At 40.0% G+C, this 23,217-nt stretch carries 21 protein-coding genes; 5 read left to right on the top strand and 16 right to left on the bottom strand.

Going from position 1 to position 23,217, the window contains the following annotated elements; translation table 11 throughout:
- Positions 1-270: 270 nt before the first annotated feature.
- From H6A61_RS03885 to H6A61_RS03865, 5 genes are all read right to left on the bottom strand, one after another.
- A complete protein-coding gene (locus tag H6A61_RS03885; protein WP_204391140.1) occupies positions 271-1,521 on the bottom strand; it encodes a hypothetical protein in 1,251 nt (416 codons plus the stop codon).
- 3 nt (positions 1,522-1,524) lie between these two features.
- A complete protein-coding gene (locus H6A61_RS03880) occupies positions 1,525-3,183 on the bottom strand; it encodes an AMP-binding protein (protein ID WP_204391138.1) in 1,659 nt (552 codons plus the stop codon).
- A gap of 188 nt (positions 3,184-3,371) precedes the next feature.
- Positions 3,372-4,346, bottom strand: coding sequence for a dihydroorotate dehydrogenase-like protein (locus H6A61_RS03875; protein ID WP_204391136.1), 975 nt, complete (start codon positions 4,344-4,346; stop codon positions 3,372-3,374).
- Positions 4,347-4,359: 13 nt separating this feature from the next.
- The gene (locus H6A61_RS03870) at positions 4,360-5,028 is read right to left on the bottom strand and encodes a YggS family pyridoxal phosphate-dependent enzyme (RefSeq protein ID WP_204391134.1); all 669 of its coding nucleotides are present in this window, start codon (positions 5,026-5,028) and stop codon (positions 4,360-4,362) included.
- A 14-nt stretch (positions 5,029-5,042) separates the two neighbouring features.
- A complete protein-coding gene (locus H6A61_RS03865; RefSeq protein WP_154043040.1) occupies positions 5,043-5,522 on the bottom strand; it encodes a DUF4494 domain-containing protein in 480 nt (159 codons plus the stop codon).
- A gap of 168 nt (positions 5,523-5,690) precedes the next feature.
- On the opposite strand from H6A61_RS03865, the gene H6A61_RS03860 reads away from it, so the two are divergent.
- Positions 5,691-6,893 carry a pyridoxal phosphate-dependent aminotransferase gene (locus tag H6A61_RS03860; protein ID WP_204391132.1) on the top strand — a complete coding sequence of 401 codons (1,203 nt, stop codon included), beginning with the start codon at positions 5,691-5,693 and terminating at the stop codon, positions 6,891-6,893.
- Between the two features lie 3 nt (positions 6,894-6,896).
- A complete protein-coding gene (locus H6A61_RS03855; RefSeq protein ID WP_204391130.1) occupies positions 6,897-8,141 on the top strand; it encodes an ABC transporter permease in 1,245 nt (414 codons plus the stop codon).
- 86 nt (positions 8,142-8,227) lie between these two features.
- On the opposite strand, the gene H6A61_RS03850 is transcribed toward H6A61_RS03855, so the two are convergent.
- Complete coding sequence (locus H6A61_RS03850; protein WP_154043037.1) at positions 8,228-8,929, bottom strand: Crp/Fnr family transcriptional regulator; 702 nt, start codon at positions 8,927-8,929, stop codon at positions 8,228-8,230.
- 181 nt (positions 8,930-9,110) lie between these two features.
- On the opposite strand from H6A61_RS03850, the gene H6A61_RS03845 reads away from it, so the two are divergent.
- Positions 9,111-11,246, top strand: coding sequence for a DUF5686 family protein (locus tag H6A61_RS03845; protein WP_239469098.1), 2,136 nt, complete (start codon positions 9,111-9,113; stop codon positions 11,244-11,246).
- A 15-nt stretch (positions 11,247-11,261) separates the two neighbouring features.
- Here the strand turns inward: H6A61_RS03845 and H6A61_RS03840 are convergent, their stop codons facing one another.
- From H6A61_RS03840 to H6A61_RS03795, 10 genes are all read right to left on the bottom strand, one after another.
- Complete coding sequence (locus tag H6A61_RS03840) at positions 11,262-12,422, bottom strand: glycosyltransferase (protein ID WP_204391128.1); 1,161 nt, start codon at positions 12,420-12,422, stop codon at positions 11,262-11,264.
- Positions 12,423-12,537: 115 nt separating this feature from the next.
- Positions 12,538-13,698, bottom strand: a complete 1,161-nt coding sequence (gene lysA / locus H6A61_RS03835; RefSeq protein ID WP_154043034.1) for a diaminopimelate decarboxylase — start codon at positions 13,696-13,698, stop codon at positions 12,538-12,540.
- Positions 13,699-13,801: 103 nt separating this feature from the next.
- The gene (locus H6A61_RS03830) at positions 13,802-15,121 is read right to left on the bottom strand and encodes an aspartate kinase (RefSeq protein ID WP_154043033.1); all 1,320 of its coding nucleotides are present in this window, start codon (positions 15,119-15,121) and stop codon (positions 13,802-13,804) included.
- A gap of 115 nt (positions 15,122-15,236) precedes the next feature.
- Positions 15,237-15,917: a cell division ATP-binding protein FtsE gene (locus H6A61_RS03825; protein WP_154043032.1), complete on the bottom strand. Its 681-nt coding sequence runs from the start codon at positions 15,915-15,917 to the stop codon at positions 15,237-15,239.
- Between the two features lie 3 nt (positions 15,918-15,920).
- Complete coding sequence (gene hisIE, locus H6A61_RS03820; protein WP_154043031.1) at positions 15,921-16,532, bottom strand: bifunctional phosphoribosyl-AMP cyclohydrolase/phosphoribosyl-ATP diphosphatase HisIE; 612 nt, start codon at positions 16,530-16,532, stop codon at positions 15,921-15,923.
- A 38-nt stretch (positions 16,533-16,570) separates the two neighbouring features.
- On the bottom strand, positions 16,571-17,326 hold the full coding sequence (hisF, locus tag H6A61_RS03815) for an imidazole glycerol phosphate synthase subunit HisF (protein ID WP_154043030.1): 756 nt from the start codon (positions 17,324-17,326) through the stop codon (positions 16,571-16,573).
- A 2-nt stretch (positions 17,327-17,328) separates the two neighbouring features.
- Complete coding sequence (gene hisA / locus H6A61_RS03810) at positions 17,329-18,066, bottom strand: 1-(5-phosphoribosyl)-5-[(5-phosphoribosylamino)methylideneamino]imidazole-4-carboxamide isomerase (protein WP_204391126.1); 738 nt, start codon at positions 18,064-18,066, stop codon at positions 17,329-17,331.
- A gap of 15 nt (positions 18,067-18,081) precedes the next feature.
- Entirely contained in the window at positions 18,082-18,672 is a 591-nt protein-coding gene (gene hisH / locus H6A61_RS03805) for an imidazole glycerol phosphate synthase subunit HisH (RefSeq protein WP_154043028.1), read from the bottom strand.
- A 123-nt stretch (positions 18,673-18,795) separates the two neighbouring features.
- Positions 18,796-19,782, bottom strand: a complete 987-nt coding sequence (locus H6A61_RS03800; RefSeq protein WP_204391124.1) for a DNA/RNA non-specific endonuclease — start codon at positions 19,780-19,782, stop codon at positions 18,796-18,798.
- 5 nt (positions 19,783-19,787) lie between these two features.
- The gene (locus H6A61_RS03795) at positions 19,788-20,249 is read right to left on the bottom strand and encodes a hypothetical protein (protein ID WP_204391122.1); all 462 of its coding nucleotides are present in this window, start codon (positions 20,247-20,249) and stop codon (positions 19,788-19,790) included.
- A 228-nt stretch (positions 20,250-20,477) separates the two neighbouring features.
- Between H6A61_RS03795 and lepA the strand changes: the two genes are divergently transcribed.
- On the top strand, positions 20,478-22,259 hold the full coding sequence (gene lepA / locus H6A61_RS03790; protein ID WP_204391120.1) for a translation elongation factor 4: 1,782 nt from the start codon (positions 20,478-20,480) through the stop codon (positions 22,257-22,259).
- Between the two features lie 130 nt (positions 22,260-22,389).
- Complete coding sequence (locus H6A61_RS03785; RefSeq protein ID WP_204391116.1) at positions 22,390-23,130, top strand: UDP-2,3-diacylglucosamine diphosphatase; 741 nt, start codon at positions 22,390-22,392, stop codon at positions 23,128-23,130.
- Positions 23,131-23,217: the final 87 nt, after the last annotated feature.

Raw genomic sequence — 23,217 nt, 5'->3', positions numbered from 1 at the left:
TTTGTTGTACTTTTGCATAACTGACAACCTTGTTAGGAATATAATGTTTAACCAGTCAACTTGGTCAGGAGTTACAACACAAACTGACAACCAAATTCAGTACACTTCATTTATATTTATAGATAAAAATAAAACGTGCGCACATTTCATTTTAAACGTGCGCACATTCAATACAAAACGTGCGCACATTTTACTTTGAACGTGCGCACGTTTTTTTTTCGGCTATGAAAAAGGCTTGAATGCCGTTTTGATTTTTTATAAAATGATTTGTTAGAAGATTACCAGACCTGCTTCAACAGTTGGATTTTTTGAGTATGCCTGGTTATTCTTATATGTTCTTGTCCATGAATAACCACCGGCAATGAAAACTCCCAATCTCTTCAGAGGATTGTATTCCAGTCCTATTCTCGGCTGAATTGAATATAACCTGTTTGGTACATTGGTATTGCCAAGTGTTTCAATATGGCTATATCCTATGTCGGTATTCAGGTGAAGTCTGTTTTTTATTAGCGGAAATGCAAGACCTGTTCTGTATGTACCTGCCACAGAAGCTTTGTCGGTAAGTTCACCAAGTATCATTCCGGCTTCCAGCTGTGTGTAAATCATTTTGTTTTTGAATCTTACGGCAACATTGGCTTTATTCAGATTGCCGCCGGATATTATGAGTTGTGTACGTGTCTGTGGTTTTATATTGATTATACCTACCTGACGTGCGCAACTGTCGCCGTTTATATTCAATATTCCTATCTGTACACCTTTGCTGCATTTATTGCTTACATTGGCTATACTCAATTGCAATCCTTTGTTATCACCGGAGTAGTTGGCAATAGCACCGATCTGTACTCCCTGATTAATTACACTCACGTTGCTCAGTGCCGCAAACTGTAAACCTTTATTACTGTTTCCGGCTATGTTCATCAATGATGAAATCTGTGCTCCCCGCATGTCTCCACCACTTACATTGGTAAGACCGCCTATACCAATTCCCTTATGCTCGTTTCCTGCTATATTGGCAAGGCCTGATATCATAAGACCTTTCATATCTACTGAGCCCATATTCATGAGTCCGGTAATCATGAGACCTTTCTGATTGTTGCCTGCCAGGTTACCTATACCGGAAATCTGGGCACCGAATGTTGATCGTCCGCTGATGTTGAATAGTCCTCCAATTCTTAGTCCGTGAGATTTTATTCCGGATATATTGGCCAAACCAGCCACCTGCATTCCGGAACTTCTGTTGCCTACGATGTTTACAAATCCTGACAACTGGAGTCCTGATGATCTTTGGTGTACTACATCGGAGATGACATTGATGCTGGTTCCGTTAAGATTCTGGTAATTACTGAACAAGCCAAGATTGAAATATGTCTTGCGTGTATCGGGTTTGTGGCTGTTTATGCTCAAGGAAATATTCCTTCCCTTCTTTAAGCCGTATTCTTGAGCATATATCGGGGATAACATTGTTCCTGTCAGGATTATAGCTGACAGGAACATTCTGATATTTGTAGAGTGTTTTTTCATTTATTATTTAACGTCTTGATACAAGAATCGTTTTATACTCTTCTTAGGGGTCTTCTCGAATTCTTCAGGGTAAATCTTAACTCGTGCAATCTGTGAATAAGCCGGAAGTTCGGAGTTGAGTGTTGTACGGTTTTCTTCCATTGCTTTTTCTATATCTGCATTGCTCATTCCGTGTGAATAGGCTTCATCGAAATCAGGGTATATCAGAGCAGCCAGCTTATGGTCTTCCTGTTGTATGATAATGCTTTCGCACACGAATGGCATATTGTTAAGTTTATCCTCTATTTCTTCAGGATATATGTTCTGTCCTGAAGGTCCCAGAAGCATGTTTTTGCTTCTTCCCTTTATTGTGATATTGCCATCCTTGTCCATTATTCCAAGGTCGCCGGTGTGAAGCCAACCGTCTTTATCTATTGCTTGGGCTGTGGCTTCCGGATTCTTGTAATATCCAAGCATCAAGTTATCACCTCGGGTAATGATTTCACCTACAATGTTTTCAGGATCGGGACTGTCTATCTTTACTTCCATACGCGGAGCGGCTTTACCGCATGAGCCCGGTTTGAAACGCTGCCAGTCTTCGTAACAGATTATAGGACCGCATTCAGTCATTCCGTAGCCTACCGTGTATGGGAACTCTATACTCTTGAGCAGTTTTTCCACATCCTGATTGAATGCTGCACCTCCAATGATTACTTCGTAGAAATTTCCTCCGAAGGCCTGTACCATGTGCTCTCTGACAGTAGCTTTTATCTTGTCGTTGATGATAGGTACTTTGAGCAGTATTTTCATCTTGAGGGTTTCCAGTTTAGGAAGTACATTTTTCTTGATTATTTTTTCAATAATCAGAGGAACTGATATTACAATGTTCGGTTTGACATCTGCAAATGCCTGGAATATGATTTTCGGACTAGGCATACGTGTAAGGAAATATACGTGGCATCCTGTACACATTTCGTATATGAATTCGAATGCCAGACCGTACATGTGCGCCATAGGAAGTATTGATATTACTCTGTCGCCTGGTTTGAGTGACAGTACTTCGAATGCAAACTGTGTGTTAGACCACAATGATCTGTATGGAAGCATTACTCCCTTAGAGAAACTTGTTGTACCTGAAGTGTAGTTTATGATTGCAAGTTCTTCAGGATTGTCGCGACGGTATGACACATGTTCGCGTCGGAAGTTCTTAGGGAATTTCTTACCGAACATTTCATTAAGATGTTCTCTGGCATAAAGGAGCTTTTCGCTTCTGCATACCAGCAGAGTGAAGTCTGTCATAAGTATGATACCTTCGAGTGACGGCATTTCTGCTTCATTGAGGTTTTCCCATGCCATATCGCCCACAAACAAGATGCGTGCGTCAGAGTGATTTACTATATTGTGTACATTGTCCGGCTTGAATTCGTGAAGAATAGGTACTGCGACAGCACCATATGTAAGAATAGCCAGAAATGCTACTCCCCAGTGCGAGCTGTTTCTACCACACAGGGCTACTTTGTCACCCGGTTTGACACCGCTTTCTTCTAAAAGAATATGAAGTTTTTCGATTTTTCTGGCTACGTCCTTATATTGGAGTGTGGCGCCTTTATAGTCTGTCAGAGCATCAAGATCCCAATTTTTCTTGATACTTTCTTCGATGAAAGCTATAAAACTTTTTTCCATAATTGATTATTTGATTGTGCACAAAATTCAGTGTGTAGTGCAAATATACAATTTAGTTATTACTATTCCAATTATTTGTCAATAAAACGTAATAAAATGAAAGGTGTTCTCGAATAATAGTTTTTATAATGTTTTTTAACTATTATCGGGAACACCTTTTCGTGTTATATCAAGCTTGTATATTTACATTATTCGTGGTTGCTGTAGTATTTCATGAACTGTGTTCTTTCGAATGGGTTTACGCTTCCTGCAGCTTTAGCGTTCATGATGCCTTTCATGCTTTCAATGTTTTCGTAGCCTTTTGATTCCATCCATGAAGTAAGCTCTCTAAGCATTTCAGCTATTTCCTTTTCGCCGTACTTGTAGATTGCGCTGCATACTTCTACGGCGCTTGCTCCGGCAAGAATTGATTTGATTACACCTTTACCGCAGTGAACACCACCTGAGATAGCGTAATCTATCTGTGGAACTGATGCAGAAGCTATAGCTGTCCATCTGATTTTTTCAGCAAGTTCATTTGATTCACTCATCACGTTAGTGCTTGTGAAAGTCATTGTGTCAATGTTGATGTCAGGCTGGTAGAAACGGTTGAACAATACTACTGCTGCGGCTCCGTTGGCATAAAGCTGATTGATGAGTGCTACAGGGTTAGTAAGGTTGCTGCCCAGTTTCATTATCACAGGAATGTTTACAGCTTTCTTGATGTTTTTCAATACATCGATGTGCAGCTGTTCGAAGCTTCCGTATGTATAGTCTTTTTCTGACTGCAATGAAAGGATATTGATTTCAAGTGCGTCTGCACCTGCTTCTTCCATATGCTTTGCAAAGTCTGTCCATTCGCTTGTCGAGTAGCAGTTGATGCTTGCTATTACAGGTATGCTGCAAGATTTCTTGGCTTCTTTAATGAGTTCGATGTGTTCGTTTAACGCATTCGAACGTACATATGCATTAAGATAATCGTCGGCTTCAGGAGCTCCGTATCCACTCATCTGTCCTGCATGTATGTTTATCTGTTCTTCGAATACTGATTTCAGAACAACGGCACCTGCACCTGCAGCTTCCAGTTTTTTGATTTTCTCTACGCTGTTAGTTAAACCTGAACTGCTTACGATAACAGGATTTTTAAGTTTTAATCCTGCAAAAGTTGTTGATAATTGTGTCATAATAAATATGATTTTAATAGTTTCTTATTCCAAAAATTTTACTTCCGATTCTTACAAGTGTGCTGCCATGCTTTATTGCCAGATGATAGTCGTCCGACATTCCCATTGACAGTTCTCTGAATGAGTCGCAGTCCTTGAAAACTGTTGACTTCAGCTCGTTGAAGTATGCGGCAAGCTTGGTGAATTCGCTTTCTATCATTGCGTCATCATCGGTATTTGTTGCCATACCCATTATTCCGCTTATGCATACATTCTTCAGTTCTTTCCAGCTGCCATCTTTGAGCATTTCTTTGCATTCTTCGGGAGTGAATCCGAATTTTGTTTCCTCCTGCGCAATGTGTATTTCAAGCAGGCAAGGTATAATCCTGCCTGCTTTTGCCGCCTGCTTGTTTATTTCTGCCAGCAGCTTGTATGAATCTACGGCATGAATCATAGATATATATGGTGCAATGTATTTCACTTTGTTTGTCTGCAAGTGACCTATGAAATGCCATTCAATGTCTTTCGGAAGGATGGTGTGCTTTTCCTCCAACTCCTGTACCTTGCTTTCTCCGAAAATTCTCTGTCCTGCATCATAAGCTTCTTTTATGGCTTCTGCCGGATGGAATTTCGATACTGCTACGAGTTGCGTGGTTTGTGGCAACTCTGCCTTTATCTCACTCAATATTGCTTTTATATCCATGATTGGTTTTCTCCTTATCTGTTTGCTGCATCCGGAAACTCAGGTTTCACGTCAGGCTCTGCTGAATATGGATACACGTCCATGATAGCTGTTTCGGCTACAGATGCTATGACATAGTCTGCCATTGTTCCTTTCATGCCTTCGTCAAGTTTCTTGATTGAATCCTTCAGATCGGCAGCCTGTACAAGTACGTTTGTTGCTGTTTTCTTTTCTGCTCCACTCTTTTCGTCAAGAGTGATGAAATATAATTTACATTTGAACCATTTGTCGGCTTCATCGTCTTCACAGAAAAAGAGTTCGCTGTAGTTGGCTCTCTTTATGTCTGAGACAGTGAATTCACCGCTTATGAATGGTGTTATTTCTTCTATTATTCTTGATTCAGCTTCAGTAAAACTCAAGGCATCTACCAGATAAGGCTCTGTCACCTTTTTGTTCATACCGTTTTCCGCTACTTTTTCGTATCTGATTTTGCATTCAAACCAATTATGCATCATGTCTTTTTACTTTTTTAAATTAAATAGTACGTATAATTTAGTTTGACAAAGATAGTATTTATTTGTTAACGGTGTACGAAAACGGACAAAACTTTCTTGTCGGTTAGTTGTTTTATTTAGCTAATCAGTTTATATTTGCAGTCAAAATTTTATATAACATAATAAATTATGCCACAAATATCCATTAGAGGAAACGAAATGCCAGAATCGCCAATCAGAAAATTGGCACCATTGGCCGAAGCTGCGAAAGAAAGAGGTATTCATGTGTATCACTTGAATATAGGTCAGCCTGACCTGCCTACTCCAAGAGCGGCCCTTGAGGCAATTCGTAACATTGACCGTACTGTTCTGGAATACAGTCCGAGCCAGGGATATAGGAGCTATCGTGAAAAACTGGTAGGTTATTATAAAAAATACGACATAAATCTTACTGCTGACGACATTATCATCACCACAGGTGGATCGGAAGCCGTGTTGTTCGCTTTCATGAGTTGCCTTAATCCGGGTGACGAAATTATAGTTCCTGAACCTGCATACGCCAACTATATGGCTTTTGCAATTTCAGCCGGTGCTATTATCAGAACCGTAACAACTACCATTGAGGAAGGATTTTCATTGCCTAAGGTAGAAAAGTTCGAGGAACTCATAAACGAACGTACGAAAGGTATCCTTATATGTAATCCTAATAATCCGACCGGATATCTTTATACACGCAGGGAGATGAACCAGATACGCGATTTGGTGAAGAAGTATGACCTGTTCCTGTTCTCGGACGAAGTCTATAGGGAGTTTATCTATACAGGTTCACCTTATATATCTGCATGCCATCTTCAGGGTATTGAACAGAATGTGGTCTTGATAGATTCTGTATCGAAGAGGTATTCTGAATGCGGTATCCGTATCGGTGCCCTCATTACCAAGAATCCTGATGTACGTAAGGCTGTGATGAAATTCTGTCAGGCAAGGCTTAGTCCTCCATTGATTGGTCAGATTGCTGCCGAGGCTTCCCTTGACGAGCCTGAAGAATACTCACGTGAGACTTATGACGAGTATGTCGAGCGCAGAAAATGTCTGATAGACGGACTGAACAGAATCCCAGGTGTATATTCACCTATACCTATGGGTGCTTTCTATACTGTAGCTAAACTTCCTGTTGACGATAGTGAGAAGTTCTGCGCATGGTGTCTGTCTGAATTCGAATATGAGGGTGAAACAGTTATGCTTGCCCCTGCAAGCGGTTTCTATACTACACTGGGAGCCGGAAAGAATGAAGTCCGACTGGCTTATGTGTTGAAGAAAGAAGATTTGGTTCGTTCGCTTTTCGTTCTGAGAAAGGCACTGGAGGCATATCCGGGAAGAGTTGACGAATAAAATATGAATTGGAAATTGTTCATTGCCCGTCGTATCTACAAGAATAACGACGGAAACAAAGAGGTATCAAAGCCGGCTGTGCGCATTGCTATGGCCGGCATTTCTATTGGTCTTGCCGTGATGATTGTCTCGGTGGCAGTGGTTATCGGCTTCAAAAATCAGGTGCGCGACAAGGTGGTAGGACTTGCTTCTGATGTTATCATAACCAGCCTTGACGATGCGCAGCTTTATATGACGGCTCCTATTCAGGCAAGCGACAGCCTGATGGAGGTGTTGTCCCAAAAGCCTGATATAACTCATGTACAGCGGTATTCGGTCAAACCGGGTATGATAATGACATCAGACAATTTCCAGGGTATGGTGGTGAAAGGAGTGGGGCAGGAGTATGACCTGAGTTATATCCGTGAACATATCGTTGAAGGAGAGATACCGGTTTTTACAGATACTGTTGCCACCAATAGTGTGATAATCTCCAAATCTATAGCCGACAAGCTGAATATTAAGACCGGTGACAGGATTTATACTTATTATGTTGATGATAACGTACGTGCACGAAGGTTGACTGTTTCGGCTATTTACCAGACAAATTTCTCGGCTTTTGATGATTATTTCCTGCTGACAGACATTTATACAGTGAACCGTCTCAATAAATGGGAAGCTGACCAGGTGAGCGGTATAGAAATAAATGTGGATGACTATTCGCGTATTGATGCTGTGAATGATGATATTCGTACCGGATTATTTGAATCCTCTGATAAATACGGACAGAACTATTTCTCGCGTACCATAGTTGAGGCAAATCCACAGATATTTGCATGGCTCGATTTGCTTGATCTCAATGTCTGGGTGATATTGATACTTATGACCGGAGTGGCAGGTTTTACCATGATTTCAGGTTTGCTGATAATAATACTTGAACGTACCAACATGATTGGTGTGCTGAAAGCTATGGGGGCGGACAATAATTCCATAAGGAAGATATTCCTTTCGTTCTCAGTGTTCCTGATAGGCAGGGGAATGTTGTGGGGAAATGTGATTGGACTCTCACTTTGTCTGATACAGTATTTCTTCGAACCGGTGAAGCTTGATCCGTCTGTATATTATGTAAGCTCTGTGCCTATTGAGCTGAATGTTCTGATTTATATTTTGCTTAATCTATTTACATTGATTGTATCTGTATTGATGCTCGTGGGCCCATCTTATCTTATAAGCAGAATTCATCCTGCGCGTTCCATCAGATATGAATAATAAAAGTGATATAAAACGAAATGTCCGATACAATAGTTATTACTTTGTATCGGACATTTCGTTTTATATATCATCTTTTGGTGGGATTAACCTATCTTGCTGATTTTTTTCAGCTTTTCTTCGTCGATAAGTTTTATCTTTCTTCCGTCAATTATTATAAGTTTTTCTGAGGCAAAGTTTGAAAGCGTACGTATTGCGTTCGATGTTGTCATATTCGACAAGTTTGCCAAGTCTTCGCGTGAGAGGTATATACTAAGTGTACATTGGTCTTCTTCCACTCCGTATGTATCTTTCAGGAACAGCAAAGATTCTGCAAGTCTTCCGCGTATATGTTTCTGTGTAAGGCTTACTGTCCTTTCATCCGAAATACCCAAATCTATAGAAAGTTGTCTGATGAAGAAAAGTCCAAGCTGTGCATTTTCCTCCAGAAGCTTTACTATACATGTCATTGGTATAAGACATATTGTACAAGGCTCGAATGCAGCTGCTGCAGTAACAAAATTTTCATTGGCAAAATATGCCCTGTAGGCGAAGTATTCTTTGTCTTTGATAACTCTTATTATCTGGCTTCTTCCGCCGACCCCGTCTTTATAGATTTTTACTTTTCCTTTAAGCAGGCACATTAAGTGCTTAGGAGTTTCCCCTTCACAATAGATTGTTTCGTTTTTCTTATACTTTTGAATTGTAAAGTTTTGCGCTAGATAATCTCTTTGAGCGTCTGTTAATGGTTGCCATAAATCGGGAATACTTTCGGCAATCTCAGTCTCAGATAATTCTTTTTTTACCATAGATGTTATAAAAACGTGTTATATAGCACAAAGGTAAGAATAAAAAATTAAAAAACTGTTTTTTTACGATTAAAAATAACAGTTTCAACGGGTTTTGATTATTTTTGTTTCTGTTATGTCGTATATGCTAAAATATACAAGGTTGAATTTAGTGCGTCTGTTTTTAATATGCTTTTGTATAATGATGCCGTGGTTTGGGAAATCAGAGAATATCGTTTCGCTATTTCCCAAAGACCGTGTTGTTCCTGATTCTATTTTGGGTAAGATGTATTCGTCGGCATCCATTTATTCCAATGAGGTAAAGAGTTACAAGGCAAATATGTATCTGAAAGGTACTATAACAGTGCATAACCGTAACAGGATTATAAAGTATATCCCGTCGATGTTCAAGCTTGAGGATAGTATCCGTAACTATATGCACGAGTCAATAAGTGAACTTCAATATACTGCTCCTTCCATTTATGACAGAAAGATAAAGGCTATGGTATCTACTTTCAGGAGCCAGAGAGGGCAGATATTTGATATCATGGACTATATGAAGTTCAATGTTTATTCGTCGTCATTAATGGGCGATAAGGTGTTGTCGCCGTTAAACAGCCAGTCTAAAGTTCATTATAAATATATGCTGGACAGTGTGTCGATAATAGACAATAAGCCTTGCTGTAAGATACGTGTTCAGCCTAAGTATAAGAGTACGAAACTTGTTGACGGTTATATGTGGCTTTATGCCGATGATTGGTCAGTACACAGTTTTGATTTTGAAGGAGAGTATGATTTGATAGATTTCAGGATAAAGGCCAACATGGGTAATACTCCGCAGACGAAATTTCTCCCGTGCTATATGGATATTGATATGAATTTCAAGTTTTTGAAAAATCATTTGCAGATGAGGTATTATGGATGGCTGGATTATACTGAGGTAAAATTCACTGAACTTGGAGAGATTATATATCTGAAAAAAGACAGAAGTAAATATAATCTGTCGAATTCATATACATTGACTTGTGATACCACACGTCTGGTGACCGATATTGATTCGTTTTCAAAAATAAGGCCTTTCCCGCTTACATATGAAGAAGAGATGCTCTATAAGGATAAAATAGACCGGAAGATGATTGACAGGCAAAAATGGGTGAAAGATTCTATAGAGAACCTGAAGAAGCCGAAAAGTCAGGTCTTCCTGGGACAGGTGGGTGATGCTTTGATAAACTCCTATGATATTGACTTGCCCAAAGTGGGAAGTATTAACTGTTCGCCTATAATTAATCCTCTGTTGCTTAGTTACAGTCATCGCAATGGTATATCATACAGGCAGGTTTATAAATATAACAAATTGTTTTATGACGGGCGTTTGTTGAGGATAGCCCCCCAGATAGGTTTCAATTTTACCAAGAAGGAGCTGTACGCCAAGGCTGACGTAGAGTATGTTTATAATCCAAGGAAACACGGCGCTTTGGAATTGCATGTTGGAAATGGTAACAGAATTTATAGTAGTGTTGTGCTTGATCAGCTTGCTGCTATGCCTGACAGTACATTTTCTTTTGACGGATTGAATTTGGATTATTTCAAGGATATATACGTAAGTCTTTCACATAATATAGAGATAATAAACGGATTGAATCTTTGGACGGGTCTTTCAATGCATTGGAGATATACGAAAAGCACTCCGGAGTTGGATGCAAGGGTTCGTTCAAAATATAACAGTTTCGCTCCACGTGTGAGGATAGAATGGACTCCTGGAATGTATTATTATATGAATGGAAACAGAAAGGTTAATGTGGGTTCGTATTATCCAACTTTCATAGCTGACTATGAGCGAGGTATCAAGGTCTTTAAAAGCTCAGGTGAGTATGAGCGTCTGGAGTTGTCTGCAGAACAAATTATCAAGGTCAGGGATATTCACAACATTGCATATCATGTAGGATGCGGATTCTTTCTGAATCAGGAGGATGTGTATTTTGTGGACTATGTAAATTTTGCAAACAGAAATCTTCCTCAGGGATGGAATGATGATATTGGAGGTACTTTTCAGATGCTCGATGGAAGATGGTATAATGCTTCAAGCCATTATGTACGTGGAAATATGACTTATGAATCACCGTTCATATTGCTTTATCCTGTCAGCAAGCTTCTTTCCTTCATTCAGAAGGAAAGAATATATGCCGGAATATTGTTTATGCCTCACCTTAATCCTTATTTCGAAATAGGCTATGGTATAGGTACACACATATTTGATGCCGGTGTATTTATTGGGAATGAACGTGGAAAATTTACCTCTGTAGGTTGTAAGTTTACGTTCGAATTGTTCAATAAATAATGTATAAGTGTGTGACTATTTTCTCATGTAGTCACTCTTGTGGCGGGTGATATATCCTATTTTCAGGCTCAGACTGTATAGTGGGCGCATAATATCATATATAAAAAGATATGCAGAAACTTTTTCTCCCATGGCTTTTGCTGTCTTGAAGAAAACTGTCATAGCTGTTATTGTTCTTATCAGCCATGCAGCGAAGATACATGAGGTGAAGATCCATTCTTTATTCAATATTCCAATACACAAAGCTACTATTACCGATAGATTAAACAGCCAGGCAGACCATGTTTCCAGGCTGTTTGATATTCTGGCTGTTCCTTTATAATGGTTTCCGGTTACTTCATATCCTATTTTGTCGTCTCTCCATGTCTTCCTGTATTTAGGTAAGGGCATACGCATTATGCTGTTTGAATCTACACATACTTTTGTGTTTCTGCTGTCTGCGATTTCGTTGATAAACAAATCATCGTCACCTCTTGACAGTGTAAGCTGATTGTAGAAACCTTTGTGCTGCAAGTATATATCCTTGCGGTATGCCATATTTCTTCCTATTCCCATATACGGATTTCCGCCGATAGCTTTTCCTAGGAAGCGCATTGAAACCATCAGCATGTCCGTTATTATTCTTTTAGCGAATATTCCTTTGCCATAGCTGTAATTGCAGTAGCCCAGTACAATGTCTGTTCCCGGTACAAAGTTTCTTGACAAACTTTTTAACCAGTCTTTGCTTTCAGGTTTACAATAAGGCTCTGTCACAACAATCCAGTCGTATTTGCTGGCTTTGATACCCATTGCCACTCCAAGTTTCTTTCTGCTGACGTATCGTGCAGATTTAGGAATGAATGTGCGGTATAGATGACGGTATCTGCTGCCAAGAATCTTAAGTATATCCTCATCTTCACCTGCCGATTCATCGTTTACTACGATTACTTCGAACTCCGGATAATCCTGTTCGAGGATTGCCGGCAGGTTGTCTTTAAGCATGCTGGCAGAGTCTTTTGTAACTATAATGACAGATAGGGGAGGACAGTTTGTGTTTTCTTGAAGTTTGTTCTGTATTTTGTTGCTTTTGAATAATCTGCTGTACGGAACAAGAAAATAGTATAACTGTATTAAAAATGTCAGTCCGCAGAATATCTGCAAAAATAGAATAGCCGAATTATAGTCTATGTTTATCATATCTTATTTTGTTTTCTGAAAAGTCATGCAAAAGTAGTTCAAAATTTCAGAAAAAAGGCTCCTTCGATGGTTTTTATTTAGCCATGAAGGAGCCTTAGCTTGTGTGTTTTGTTTCTTAAATAAGTTCGTCGGATGTATATCCTTGCGGAAGTGTTCTGCAGTTGTATGCCGATGCCATTATTTCACCGTATGCTCCTGCCGAACGAAGGGCTATCAAGTCGCCTCTCTTAGTTTTGTTAAGGTCGATAGCTTTTCCGAAAACATCTGATGATTCGCAGATAGGACCCACTACATCGTATGTTTCCATAGCCTCGTCTGAAGTTATGTTTTCTATCTTGTGATATGCCTGATACAGAGCCGGACGTATAAGGTCTGTCATACCTGCGTCAACGATTGCAAACTGTTTGTTTGTTCCCTGTTTTACGTAAGTAACCTTTGTGATGAGGCTACCGCACTGCCCAACTACTGCACGTCCCAGTTCGAAATGCAGTGTCTGCTGCGGACGAAGGCGCAGATGTTTGTGGTATGTCTTGAAGTATTCTGCAAAATCAGGTATCGGCTGACGGTTAGGATGAGCGTAGTCTATACCAAGTCCGCCACCTACGTTGATGTGTTCAACGATAATCTGACGTGCAAACAGTTTTTCCTGCAGTTCGTTCACTCTGTTGCAGAGAGCAACAAAGTCACCCATATCAAGAATCTGTGAACCGATGTGGAAATGAAGTCCTACAAATTTCACATTATTCATCTCCAGTGCACGGTCGATGACATAGTCCATATCGTTCATGCTGATACCGAACTTGTTTTCTGCAAGACCTGTTGTGATGTTGGCGTGAGTATGTGCACCTACATCAGGATTGATACGGAAAGCCACTCTTGCAATTTTGCCTTTGGCTGCTGCAAGTTCGTTGATGACTTCAAGTTCAGGAACAGATTCTACATTGAAGCAGAAAATATCGTAGTCCAGTCCGAGATTGATTTCCCAGTCTGTTTTACCTACTCCTGCATATACTATTTTGCTTGGAGGAAATCCAGCCTTTATAGCCGCTTTGATTTCTCCGCCGCTTACACAGTCGGCACCAAGTCCGCTTTCGCGGATAATACTGAGAACCTTAGGATTGGCATTTGCCTTAACGGCATAATGAACGCAGAATTTATTGTATTTGCCACTTTCATCCTTTATAGTCTGAAGAGTTTCGCGAAGCAGATTTGCATCATAATAATAGAATGGAGTTTCCATTTCGCGGAATTTTCCGATAGGGAATGTACCTTTCATAAAGTGTTCTGTTTTTTTATTTTCGTTTGTAGCTGTTTTTACAAAAAAAGCGAATGGTCTGGATATATCAATCCACAGCCATTCGCCTTTGTATTATAGAGTTTTATTTATTGTTGAATAAAACATCGCTCAGAGACTGCAGTGCACGTTTCTTGTCTTCTTCACGGATAAGGAAAGAGATGTTGTAGTTGCTTCCTCCGTATGAAATCATACGAACGGGAACTTCTTTCATAGCCTGAAGAGCTTTAGATTCGAAACCTACGTTTTCCCATTCCAAGTCACCTACCACACATACGATACACATGTCCTGATCAACAGTAACTGTACCGTATTTCTTCAGGTCGTCAACAATTTCGTTGAGGTGCTTTGTATTGTCGATAGACATCGATACTCCAACTTCTGAAGTACAAACCATATCGATGGCAGTCTGGTAGCTTTCGAATATTTCGAATACCTTGCGGAGGAATCCGTGAGTAAGCAGCATACGGCTTGACTTGATCTTGATAGCAGTGATATTGTCTTTTGCTGCTACTGCTTTAATCTTGCCTTTCTCTGTTTCGTTAGAGATAAGTGTACCAGGTGCGCTTGGCTCCATAGTGTTAAGCAGTCTTACTGGGATATTTGCGTATTTAGCAGGCTGCACACATGTAGGATGAAGAATCTTTGCACCGAAGTAAGCCAGTTCTGCAGCTTCTTCAAAGTGTAACTGACGTACAGGAGAAGTCTTCTCAACGATACGAGGGTCATTGTCGTGCATACCGTCGATATCAGTCCATATCTGGATTTCAGAAGCGTTAACAGCCGCACCGATCAGAGATGCAGTGTAGTCGCTACCACCTCTCTGCAAGTTGTCTATTTCGCCGTAAGCGTTTCGGCAGATATAACCCTGAGTGATATAGATTTCATATCCTGGATTTGCTTCAAGTTGAAGGGCTAATTTCTCACGGATATAAGTCAGGTCAGGTTCGCTGTTCTTGTCAGTACGCATGAATTCCAATGCTGGCAAAAGAACAGCATTGATACCTTGTTCGCAAAGGTAGTTTGTCACCATGTTTGTAGAAATGATTTCTCCCTGAGCCAGGATAACCTTTTCTTCGAACAAAGTGAAAATGTCTTTTGTATATGAACGGATATAGTCAAATACTGACTTTACGAATTCCAATGTCTTCTGTTTATATTCTTCGGTAGAATAAAGTTCATCTATATGCTGTTTATACTTTGCTTCCAGCTTATTGATGATTTCATTCGCACCTTCAGGATTTTTCTTGTACAGATAATCCGAAATTTCAACTAATGTGTTAGTTGTACCCGACATTGCGGAGAGTACTACTATTTTCTGCTCGCCGTCAGAAATCAATTTGGCAACATCTTTCATTCTCTGTGCAGAGCCTACTGATGTTCCTCCAAACTTTAAAACCTTCATTTTACGTTTCGAATTTTAATGGATTGTTAATAATTAAATATCAGAATGCAAAATTAGCAATAATAATCAATTTCTTTTTGTTTTTATGCCGATTTTACGTTCATGTTTGATTTTTTTATGAATTCTGCTGCTCTTCCAGCTTATGCGACTCACATTTATATACTTTGCCGGGGTATTCCGAAAGCAAGTTTATATTGTGAGTGGTCATTATTATCGCCGAGCCTTGAGAACATATTTCCCTGAGGAGCTCAACAATACGATGACCGGTTTCTACATCAAGATTACCTGTCGGTTCGTCTGCCAGAATAAGTTCAGGCTTGTTCAGGATTGCCCTGGCTATTACAATTCGCTGCTGTTCGCCTCCGGACAGTTCGTTAGGCATCTTGTATCCTTTGGTTTCCATCCCTACCTGCGTAAGAACTTCTGTTATTCTGGCCTGGATGTCGTTATTGTTTTTCCATCCGGTTGCTTTCAGTACAAATTCCAGATTTTCTTTTACCGTACGGTCTGTAAGTAGCTGGAAGTCCTGAAAAACGATACCTATTCTTCTTCTTAGTGCAGGGATATGTTTTCTTTTTATACTTTTCATGTCATAACCCAGCACTGTAGCATTACCATCCTTTATGTCAAGTTCGCCATATATGGATTTCAGGAAAGTGGATTTTCCGCTTCCTACCTTACCTATAAGATAGACAAACTCTCCTGGATTGATGCTGAAATTGATATTTTCCAGAATCTCCTGTTCCTGTTGCCAGATACTTACATTGCTGTATGATATAAGTGGTGCTTCGCTCATCGATTAATGTTTTTTCCAGGTTTCACTGTGGCGTTCTTTCAGTTCTCTTGCCAGATCTTCTATACGGTAACCTTTCGAAGTAAGCAATACTATAAGGTGATAGAGGAGGTCTGCTCCTTCATAAATAAGTCTTTCGTCAGTACCGTTGCATGCTTCGATTACAGTTTCAACGGCTTCTTCACCCACTTTCTGTGCCATTTTGTTCACTCCCGACTGGAAGAGACTTGTTGTATATGATTTTTCAGGCATTTCTTCATGTCGTTTGCAGATGAAGTCCTGAAGCTCTTTAAGGAACATTATGTCCTGCTCGTTTTTGTCTCCCCAGCAAGTATCTGTGCCAAGGTGGCAGACAGGTCCTACAGGGTTCACCATTATGAGGAGAGTATCGTTATCACAGTCGGCCTTTATAGATACCACGTTCAGGAAGTTTCCGCTTTCTTCACCTTTGGTCCAAAGTCTGTTCTTTGTGCGGCTGAAGAAAGTTACCTTGCCTGTTTCTACTGTTTTCTGGTATGCTTCTTCGTTCATGAAGCCCAGCATAAGTACTTTCTGAGTGTAGTTGTCTTGTATGATGGCAGGAACCAGTCCGTTCATTTTGTCAAAATTCAATTCCATAATTCTATAATCTTTTTTCGGTTAATATGCATGTATATTTAAAGTCTTACGGAAATACCTTCTTTATGAAGATACTCTTTCAGTTTCATTATAGGTATCTCTCCAAAGTGGAACACGCTTGCAGCGAGTGCAGCGTCTGCTTTACCCAAAGTAAATGCGTCTCTGAAATGCTCCATCTTTCCGGCACCGCCTGAGGCGATTACAGGAATGTCCAGTGTCTCGCTCAGATGCGCCAATGCTTCGTTGGCATATCCGGTTTTCACTCCGTCATGATCCATACTTGTGAACAGGATTTCTCCTGCGCCACGGTCATTGACTTCCTTTGCCCATTCGTAAAGGTATCTTTCGGTTTCCACTCTTCCACCGTTAAGATAACATTTCCAGCCATTGGCTGTCTGTCTGGCATCAATGGCTACAACGCAAACTTGTGATCCGAAGTGTTTTGCTATTTCATCCACAAGCATCGGATTTCTTATTGCTGCGGAGTTTATAGATACCTTATCAGCTCCGGCATTGAGCAATCTGTCAACATCTTTAAGTTCGTTTATTCCGCCGCCTACGGTGAAGGGAATGTTAATCTGTGCAGCTATTCGCTTCACAAGATCTGTAAATGTTTTTCTTCCTTCGTGGCTGGCTGTGATGTCAAGATAAACAAGCTCGTCTGCGCCTTGTTCACTATAAGCTTTTCCCAATTCCACCGGGTCGCCTGCCTGACGCAGATTTACGAAGTTTGTACCTTTTACGGTCTGTCCGTCTTTTATGTCAAGGCATGGTATAATTCTTTTTGCAAGCATAATCAGTCTTGTTTGTCAGAGTTTGATAAATCGGACAAGTCCTTTAGTTTGATTTTACCTTCATATATGGCTTTCCCGAATACCACTGCAGGAATACCTGCTTCATCCAGTCTGTATATATCATCCAGGCAGCTTACTCCTCCACTGGCTATCAGATGCATGTCCGGATGGTTTGCCATTATGTTTTTGTAAAGTTCTATTGACGGGCCTTCCAGCATTCCGTCCTTGCTTATGTCTGTGCAAAGAACTTTAGATACTCCTTTGGCTGTATAATCGTTCAGAAAATCTTCAAGCATAATGTCGCTTTCTTCTTTCCAGCCGTTAATAGCTATTTTGTTGTCTTTTACGTCGGCTCCCAGGATTATCTGTTCGTGACCGTATTTGTTCAGCCATTTTTCGAACAGTTGAGGATTTTTTACTGCTATACTTCCCACTGTAACCATCTGTGCACCGTTATCGAAAGCTATAATAAGGTCTTCATCCGATTTTATTCCTCCTCCGAAATCGATAATAAGAGAGGTTCTTCCGGCCAGTTGCTCCAAGATCCTATAGTTGACAATATGTTTTGATTTGGCTCCGTCCAGGTCAACTACGTGTAATCGTCTTATACCGTATGCCTCAAATTCTTTTGCTACTTCAACAGGATTTTCATTGTATATCTTTTTAGAGTCATAGTCTCCTTTTGAGAGGCGGACGCATTTTCCGTCGATTATGTCTATGGCAGGAATTATTTCTATCATAATATTATTATGTGTTTATAGTTCTAAGAAATTTCTCAAGATTCTTTCTCCCGTTTTTCCACTCTTTTCAGGGTGGAACTGTGTGGCATAGAAGTTGTCTTTGTGCAGCGCAGAACTGTAAGGAAGAATGTAGTTGGTACGTGCGGCTGTGAAATCGTTCAGCGGAACATAATAGCTGTGGACAAAATAAACATACTCATCCTTGTCGAACCCTTTAAATAGAGGGCTTACGGTATTCTCGATAGTGTTCCAACCCATGTGTGGCACCTTGTCAATGTGTCTTTGCGGACAGAATCTCTTTACATCTGTATCAAAAATTCCTAGGCATTCTGTATTTCCTTCTTCGGAATATTTACACATAAGCTGCATACCCAAGCATATTCCTAAAACCGGCTGCTTTAAATCCTTTATCAATATATCCAAATTCTGTTCTTTCAGATATTTCATTGTGGTTTCAGCCTCACCTACGCCTGGAAATATCACTTTGTCAGCTTTAAGAAGTGTCTCCTTGTCGGATGTTATGACAGGTGTCACTCCAATACGCTTTAAAGCATAATCCACTGAGAAAATGTTTCCTGCATTGTATTTTATGATTGCTACATTCATATATTTGTCTTATTTCTGCCTTCCTGATTCGTTTTTGCAAAAGTAACTAAATAATATTTAATTCCTAACTTTTATGTCAAAAAGTTTGCTTTATAGCATATTTTATTACAATATACGATATGGTTATTTCTTTTTAGGTAACTCAGGAACTGTACTCTCTATTTTATTTTCTACATCGTCCGGCAGTTTTGAGAAGAAATCCATCCCAGTAACATTTTCCACACTATCCACAGTCACCATGTATTTCTCTATATCTTGTGAATGGGCGGTGTTTTTGAAAATAAATCCCATAGCTATAGGATTCTTTCTATTATATATAAGTATAACCTTGAAGAATCTGTCAGGTACGGCAACCTTATGTACACCAATTCTCTTTGGTGATTTTGAATCGAAGATAGGTCCGCATGCAATGTATATCCTTCCGTATTTATCTGCCCAGTTTCTGCAAAGTTCCTCTAGATCGTTCCAGTCACCACGGTTCAGATTGCCTACTTGAGGGCATATATTGCTCATATAGAACGATTCTATCATAGCCTGTTTGCTCCATTTCATATCCGCAGCAGGAGCCATGTGCCCTCTGTCGTATCCGCTTTTGGTATAATCTTTATGTACTACCCTTGGTTCTGGTAGATCCGGATCGGGCATGAACTTGTCGTATCTGTCGGCTTCTCCTTTGGTCTCTTCTCTGGTCAATTCCCATGCCACCCAATTAGGGTTCTTATAATACTGGTTGTATGATAGTGTATATCCTGTTCTGTTTATGATGATTTCCTTTTCATATCTTCCAGGATATGTATAAACTGGTATTTCCAGATTAAGTTTTGGGGCTTCGGCAGATGGGGTTGTCTCTTCCTTGTTTCCTGATCTTATCTTTTCAATTACCGGTTTCAGGTTTTCTGCCTGCGCTACTATTTCATCCTTAATCTTGTCGGCTTCCTGAACAGTTTTTTTTAATGTTTTCTGTATTTCTTTATTGTCAGGAAGTTCCGGTAGATTTATGTTTTTATTTTCTGAATAAACATAGTATCCACCTGCGCATAATCCGATAAGTATAATTAACAGCAACGGTTTCCACTTGATACCGCTTTTCGCTTTTTTCTTTTTTGCCATATCACTTAAATAAGTTTGAATCTTATTCTTAAAATGCCATCGTTATAGTCGTGGCTGATAATCTTGAATGTTCCTATTTCTGATGTGTTATTGACATGAAGTCCTATGCAGAGGCATTCATCGTAGTCTCCTACTTTTACTATTCTCACAGTGTCTGAGGCATTTTCCGGCAAGCGTTTCAAGTCAAATCTGTCTGCAGCTTCTTTTTGTGTTATGAATTCTGTTGTCACATCAAGATGTTGTGCTATAACACTGTTTACGGTATCTTCTATTCTTGTAATATCTTCATCGTTCAGAGGCTGTGGTAGGGCATAGTCCAGTTTGCTTTTCTTCCTTTCTATATGTGCCGAAACAGCTCTTCCGCATCCGAAGAGGTTTATCATTGTTCTGTTGATTATGTGTTCGCAGGTGTGCATAGGAGGAAATTCCTGTTTGTTGTGTGCGTTAAGTTGAGTTGATGGTTCCATAATTAACTACATTATTGTTTGTTCTGCAAATTAACTAAAAATATTCATTACTCTGATAGAATTGTTATTCTTCATTCTGATTTTTCATTGCTATGATGATAGAAACAATTACTGATAAATTAGAGAAATATCAGCTGTTTAGTGTTTAAATGTCTTTTCCCATACATTGAAAATAGGTGATTTTTTGCTATCTTTGCACTCAAAATTAATTTTACGCATTAAAAACGAATGAAGAATATACGCAATTTCTGTATCATCGCACATATCGACCATGGAAAATCTACTTTGGCTGACCGATTGCTGGAATACACACAGACAATCAAGGTTACTGAAGGACAGATGCTTGACGACATGGATCTGGAACGTGAACGTGGTATAACAATCAAGAGCCATGCCATCCAGATGGAATATACCTACAACGGTGAAAAATACATTCTTAATCTTATTGACACTCCGGGACACGTGGACTTCTCATACGAGGTTTCACGCTCAATTGCTGCATGCGAAGGAGCTCTGCTTATAGTAGATGCTTCGCAGGGAGTACAGGCTCAGACAATCTCAAATCTTTATATGGCACTAGAACATGACCTGGAGATTATTCCGGTTCTGAACAAGTGTGATATGGCTAGCGCTATGCCTGAGGAAGTGGAAGATGAGATTATCGATCTTTTAGGATGCAAGCGTGAAGAGATTATCCGTGCGTCTGGTAAAACAGGTATGGGTGTTGAGGAAATACTTAAGGCTGTAGTAGAACGCATTCCTCATCCGGTAGGTGACGAAGATGCTCCTCTTCAAGCTCTTATCTTTGACTCTGTGTTCAATTCTTTCCGTGGAATTATTGCTTATTTCAAGATTGAGAATGGAGTATTGCGTACAGGTGATAAGGTAAAATTCTTTAATACAGGAAAGGAATATGATGCCGATGAGATTGGTGTACTGAAGATGGATATGGTACCTCGCAAGGAACTTCGTACAGGCGACGTTGGATATATCATTTCCGGTATCAAGACATCCAGAGAAGTAAAGGTAGGAGATACTATTACTCATATAGCAAATCCGTGTGATAAGGCTATCGATGGTTTTGAGGAAGTCAAGCCTATGGTCTTCGCCGGTGTTTATCCTATCGAGGCCGAAGATTACGAAAACCTTAGAGCATCATTGGAAAAGCTGCAGCTTAACGACGCTTCGTTGACATTCCAGCCTGAATCATCATTGGCTTTGGGATTCGGTTTCCGTTGCGGATTCTTAGGATTGCTTCACATGGAAATCGTTCAGGAGCGTCTGGACCGCGAGTTCGATATGAACGTCATTACTACTGTGCCTAACGTATCGTATATGATTTACGACAAACAGGGTGGAGTACAGGAAGTGCACAACCCTGGCGGTATGCCTGACCCAACATTGATTGACCATATTGAGGAGCCGTTTATCGATGCTTCCATAATTACTACTACCGATTATATCGGTCCAATCATGACCTTGTGTCTTGGCAAGCGTGGTGAGTTGGTTCGTCAGGATTATATATCTGGTAACCGTGTGGAATTGCATTACAAGATGCCGCTTGGTGAAATCGTGATTGACTTCTATGATAAGCTGAAGAGTATCTCCAAGGGATATGCTTCATTTGATTATCACCAGTCTGGCTTCCGTCCTTCAAAACTAGTCAAACTTGATATTCTTTTGAACGGTGAGTCTGTGGATGCGCTTTCTACTCTTACCCATTTCGACAATGCATACGACCTTGGAAGACGCATGTGTGAGAAACTGAAAGAACTTATCCCACGCCAGCAGTTTGAAATCGCAATTCAGGCTGCAATCGGTGCGAAGATCATTGCCCGCGAAACTATCAAGGCTGTACGTAAGGACGTAACTGCCAAGTGTTATGGTGGTGACGTGAGCCGTAAGCGTAAACTTCTTGAAAAACAGAAGAAGGGTAAGAAACGTATGAAGCAGATTGGTACTGTGGAAGTGCCGCAGAAGGCATTCCTTGCAGTATTGAAACTTGACTAATATATTTACTGAATAGTAAAACGAACCCATGACGTATGATTTATACCGTTGTGGGTTCGTTTTTTTTCTTGTTATAAACTTACTATATAAGTATTTTTTTGTAAGTTTGTATCACTATAAAGAAACGGCAATGCAGTTGAAAAAACATTATAAGACAATAATATTATCAGACCTTCATTTGGGAATGCCTCATGCCAAGGTAAATGAACTTATTCAGTTTCTTCGTTCGGTATCGTGCGAACGGTTGATTCTGAACGGTGATATTATTGACGGGTGGTACATACACAAGCATCCAAAGTGCGCTTGGAGAAGTGACCTTATGCGTCTGTTCCGTACCATATCGGAGATGATGAAGAATAGCACGTCTGATGTTATTTATACATACGGCAATCACGATGACTTCATGCAGAGGTATGTAGGTAAGGTGATAGTAGGTATAAAAGTATTCAGAGACTTTACTCTCTCAAGTGGAGGCAAGAAGTTCCTTGTTACGCATGGTGATTGTTTCGATACCGTAAACCGTAAAGCCACATGGCTCTCAAAAGTTGGAGCTTCATGCTACGAGTTTCTTCTTTTCTTGAATGAATTCTATAACAAATACAGGGCTTTTCGCCATAAACAGCCGTTCTCTTTCGCTCAGGTAATTAAGCGATGGACAAAAAAACTTGTCTCAAACTTTACTAATTTTGAGAAACAGATAACAGACTTTGCCGTGAAAAATAATTACGACGGCATTATATGCGGACATATACATCACCCTGAAGATACTCATCTTGGAAATATCCGCTATCTTAATTCCGGCGACTGGATTGAGAATAAATCTGTTCTGATAGAAGATGAAGATCAGAGCTGGAAAGTACTGATGGCATAATTCTGAATTATTCCTTTTTTTTGATGTGATGATAAAAAAATACCAGGCATACCTTCCGATATGCCTGGCATAAACCTATTCTGTAAT

It is taken from the genome of Bacteroides caecigallinarum (assembly GCF_016901995.1).
GTDB lineage: Bacteria > Bacteroidota > Bacteroidia > Bacteroidales > Bacteroidaceae > Phocaeicola > Phocaeicola cellulolyticus.
The sequence above is the reverse complement of the archived record's forward strand: the minus strand, read 5'-3'. Positions and strand labels throughout refer to the sequence as shown.